4 protein-coding genes are annotated in these 4,583 nt (G+C 62.8%); 2 read left to right on the forward strand and 2 right to left on the reverse strand.

The features are described from left to right. The coding region (locus tag ABIV12_RS11970; protein ID WP_348059545.1) for a hypothetical protein at positions 1 to 512 on the forward strand (512 nt) is incomplete at its 5' end. Between the two features lie 225 nt (positions 513 to 737). Here ABIV12_RS11970 and ABIV12_RS11975 read toward each other — a convergent pair. Beyond that, positions 738 to 2,132, reverse strand: coding sequence for a hypothetical protein (locus ABIV12_RS11975; protein WP_348059547.1), 1,395 nt, complete (start codon positions 2,130 to 2,132; stop codon positions 738 to 740). Positions 2,133 to 2,800: 668 nt separating this feature from the next. Here ABIV12_RS11975 and ABIV12_RS11980 point away from each other — a divergent pair. Further along, on the forward strand, positions 2,801 to 3,490 hold the full coding sequence (locus ABIV12_RS11980) for a methyltransferase domain-containing protein (protein ID WP_348059548.1): 690 nt from the start codon (positions 2,801 to 2,803) through the stop codon (positions 3,488 to 3,490). 146 nt (positions 3,491 to 3,636) lie between these two features. On the opposite strand, the gene ABIV12_RS11985 is transcribed toward ABIV12_RS11980, so the two are convergent. Next, positions 3,637 to 4,583, reverse strand: a 947-nt coding sequence (locus tag ABIV12_RS11985; protein WP_348059550.1) for a peptidoglycan DD-metalloendopeptidase family protein, incomplete at its 5' end; no start/stop codon positions are given.

The following is a 4,583-nucleotide window of genomic DNA, read 5'->3' on the forward strand; positions in this document are numbered from 1 at the left end:
ATGCAGCAGGCATCGCTCTGGCCGGTAATGGAGACATGTTCATCGTCGGCGAAACGTACGCCACGGATGGCTCATCCAGACGCGCCGCTGTTGCACACCTCGCCTCGAACGGCGACTACGCCGGCGAGACGCTGAATGACGGACTGCTCGACAATGCCTCCTATCGCAGCGTGCAACTCTCGGACGCAAATGCAGAACGCGTGTTGGTCGCCGGCGACAGCGGGCCCACCAGCAATTATTTGTTGCTGCAGGCGTTCTCGACCGATCTTTCGCCGCTCGCAGGCTACGGCAACTGCCTTGGCTCGACCGCATTCTGCGTCATCGGCGGAACTGGCCTGGGTGACGATGGCCCCGATCAGGCCGCGTCGCTCATGCTCGATCGCCAAGGTCGGGTGTTGTTTGCGGGCACCGTTCTCGCATCCAGCGGCGACTTCACGCAATCGCTGTTCGCGCGATTCACAAATGATACGGGTCCCAGACCGGATCTCATTTTCCGCAACGGCTTTCAATAGGTCGCGACGGCGTCGGCGTTGGCGGATGCCTTCGCGACGCAACTGCGCGTTCGTTTGTGCGTTGCCCGCAACGAGCGCGCATGGCCTACAAAGGTCTGCCTGCGTTCGTGCCTCGCTTCGCCACGCCGGCCTTCCTCGGCCGGACGCGTCCTCTGCGGCCGGCAAATCCTTGCCAGTGAGCCGTACGTCACGACTCAGCGCCGGCCGCGGATCGGGTTCCCGCGTCTACTCGATGCCGTCGGCGAAGATCAGGTCGGAGGTCAGGCGCACCGCAAATCCGTCCCAGCTATCCCCGCGCTGCGCGACGCCCGCAATCACCGGTCTTCCCGCGGACGAGGTCAGTGCAAAGGTACGGTCGATCTGCGGGTCTATGGCATGGCGGACGAGGCCGTTACCGGCGAAACCCGGGTCGAGGCTGCCATCGGCGCGCAGGCGCGTCACCAACACATCGAGGCCGCCGCCGGTGTGATTGATGGAGCCAGCAGCCATGATTCGACCGTCGCTGCGCACGTCAATCGCTTCGACGACAACGCCGTTTTCGAGGTCGAGCGGACGCAGGCCCGCATTGCCGAACGCAGTGTCGAGCGTGCCGTTCTCGCGCACGCGCACGATGCCGGCATGCATCGCGTCCAAGTCGTCGTCGATGGTCAGTGATAGCAGAAGCGAGCCATCGCGATCGGCGGCGAGTGCGCGTCCAAGCCAACCACCTTGAGGCGGCGGCGCGGGGACGTTGGTCAATCGCACATAGCCGGTTCCAACACCAAAGGAGAGGTCTGCGCTGCCATCGGGCAGGAAGCGTGCAAGCACCGGTGCGTGTGGTTCGTTGGCGAGATCGCCGTCGAACCCCGCAAGTGCGATGCGCCCTGATCTGTCAACGGCAACTGCATTGAGGCGCGTACGCTCGGGCACTGCAAGGCTGGCCCATCCGTTGGTGCCGAAGCTTGCGTCGGGCGCGCCATTCGCGTCGACACGAAGTACAACGGCTCCGCGTGGCCAGGGGCAATCGACGCACCAGCCACCGAACACGAACTTGCCGTCGCGCTGGCGGGTAGTGGCAACGAGGTCCAGCCCTTCGATCGCCCACGGACTGTTGATGATCACGCGCTTGCCACCGGCTCCGAAGGTGGTGTCGGCGTTTCCTGCCGCGGTAAGTCGCACCATGGCTGGCGCCGACGCGTTGCCTGGAATCTCCGCCTCACCGAGCAGCATCACCGCGCCTCCCAATAACGCGAACACGCCATGCTGCAGGTCGAAGCCATCGGCGACGAGATCGAAGTCGACGGTCCGCAAGCCCTGGAATCCAAACGCGGTATCCAGGCTTCCATCGGGTCGGAACTTTGCGACAGCGAACAAGCGGTTGTTGGCGACGCTCCTGGCGGTTGCCGCGACGAACACGGCGCCAGTTGAATCGACGGTGACGGACGCGTCGCGAAATGCTTCCGCACCCCAGTTTGCGAACGCGGCGCCGCCGCTCGCGAACGTGGGATCGAGGTCGCCGTCGGCGCCGCTCGCCGAGGTTGCGGCCAGCGCAAATGTCCAGGCGAGGAGCGATGGCCAGCGACACGTCCCCCGACGTGGACGAGTCGGCGTTCGGCTTGCGTTCGTGGGTAGGGAATTCATGCGCGACTCCAACGGGTTTCGGTTTCGCATCTGGATTGAATCGGCGAACATCGCCTCCGACGGCAGCAGTGTGTGCCCGCGGCGTTCCGCGCAATGGATCGATCGTAGAGGCCGGGCGCGCTCTGCGAGGGTTCGCTCACGCGGCGCGCATACAAACGGGCCCTTGTCGGTGTGGGTGTCGAATGGCATCGCCAAATCTGATTGCGCACCCACGCACCCGCGATCGCAGTTTCATGTGCGGGTGGCCTGCAGGACCAGCAAATGCAGCAGGCATGTCCATGTCCACGCGATGTGGCAATGCGAAGGGCCACGTCGGTGAATGAATCTGGAGCGTTGTGGGGACATCTCCGGCTCCGACCCCGGCTTCGAGCGTAATCGGGAAAATGAGCGGAGCGGAGGGCCGGACAGGAAGATGAGTGGCCCGTGTCGACAGCGTTATCCAGCGTGCATGCCGAGACAAAGAGAACAACGGACCGGCCTCCAGCGCGCGTATTTTTTCGCCATATCGGCCGACGAGGAGTCCAACCGACAAGATCACCCGAAGGCCAACGCGAGAATCACGTTGCGATGTCCTGAGGCAACGAAAAGACCGGCGACCGGTTGGCGAACCCGACGGTCGTGCCAGTCGTCTGATATCAGTCCAATACCGCATCAGGAACTGAAAACACATGAATTCAAAAGACCACGAGTCCTCAGCTTTTTCAGATGCAGATGCGGTCGCAAACTATGCGGAAGGTCCGGTCAGACTCGTGCCGGGCTTTCTGGATCTGCAGCGAATGGCTGCACTGCTGCTTGCTGAACGCGTCGGCGAACGCGCACGCATCCTGGTGCTGGGAGCGGGTGGAGGCCTGGAGCTGAAACGTTTCTCCGAGCTGCAGCCTGAGTGGACGTTCGACGGAGTCGATCCTTCGGCTGCGATGCTCGAGCTTGCCAATAAAACATTGGGACCGTTGGGCGCGCGAACGCGTCTCCACCAAGGCCTCATCGGCGACGCGCCGGAAGGACCTTTTGATGGCGCAACCTGTCTGCTCACCCTGCATTTCGTTCCGGCAGAAGAGCGTCGAAAAACGCTTGCCGAGATCCACCGGCGCTTGAAGCCCGGAGCGCCCCTCGTTGTTGCGCACCACAGCTTTCCTCAGGAGGAACCGCAAAAACGACAGTGGCTGACGCGTTTTGCGGCGTTCGCGAACTCGTCGGGTGTTGCGATGGATGCCGAAAAGGCCATTGCGTCCATCGGCGAACGTCTGCCGGTGTTGTCGCCCGAGGACGACGAGGCCCTGATGAGAGAGGCCGGCTTCGTCGACGTCAGCTTGTTCTATGCGGCTTTCACATTCCGCGGATGGGTGGCCACCGCATAGCATCCAGCCCGAGCGTGAAGCCGCGCTTCGTCCATCACGATCGGGCGACGACCCGGTTGGATTCGATCTCTTGCGCGTTGCTGCCGCCGGTGACGTCGATGGAACATGGAAACGTCGAGTTTCAGACGAATGATTCTTCCGTCCCGCTATGGACCGTCCTGCTGAAATCGAACAACCACGTTGTAGCCTGGCCACTGCGGCCCGAGGGGCGTGGGAAACTCGCGGTCTTTCCATCGTTTGACGCCGAGATCGTCCAGCGATGGATAGCGTCCGATCTGCGTCATTCCGCGAATGGTGAACGGAACACCCTCGCATTCCAATGGCGATGAACAGTCGGCCACATGCATGTGCAAATGCGGGCCCGTCGAGTCTCCGGAAAAGCCGAGCGCTCCCAGTACCTGGCCCACGCGGACGCGGTCGCCGACACGAACGCGGAGGCTCCCCGGTTTCAGATGCTCGTAGAACGCAAAGCGATTGGTGCTCAACTGGAGAACGACATAATTGCCATCGCCCTCCCCAAGGGGTTTGGCGGGATTGGCGGCAATCGAAGTGGCTTCCTGCATGCCATCGCCAATTGCTGCGACGACGGCATCAGCACCCGCAAACACCTGCGCTCCGTAGCCGATTGCATCCGAAGGACGATCGGGGTCCGCATGACTGACGCGTCCTTGCGCATCGACGCCGACCCAATCGATTGCATATCGTCCCGGAATTCGCGCGCGCCCGCCGATCGTGTAGATCACCCTGCGATGCCCTGTTTCCCAGGAAGGATCGTGCACGGCCGCCCAGAACCCGCCCTTCAACGGCGGGGCCAGCACGGGAACTTTGGCACGGTCGACCGTTTCAGTGGCCGATCTGAGCATGAAGCGTTCGCCATCCAGGCCACGGCACGTGAGCTCGACGGTCAGCGCTTGAATGTTTGCGTTTCGAGGAACGTCGAGCTCGACGTAGACAATTGCGCTTGCGCCGGCAGCGACGATGGCGGATGCGGGGCTCGAGGCAACGCCAACGACCTTGAATCTCTCAGCCAGCTTTGCACCGGCAAAGGTGGCGATGGTTCGGCCGTCGCCGGCATCAATGACCTGCATGGAAC

It is taken from the genome of Dokdonella sp. (assembly GCF_039926425.1).
Taxonomy (GTDB): domain Bacteria; phylum Pseudomonadota; class Gammaproteobacteria; order Xanthomonadales; family Rhodanobacteraceae; genus Dokdonella_A.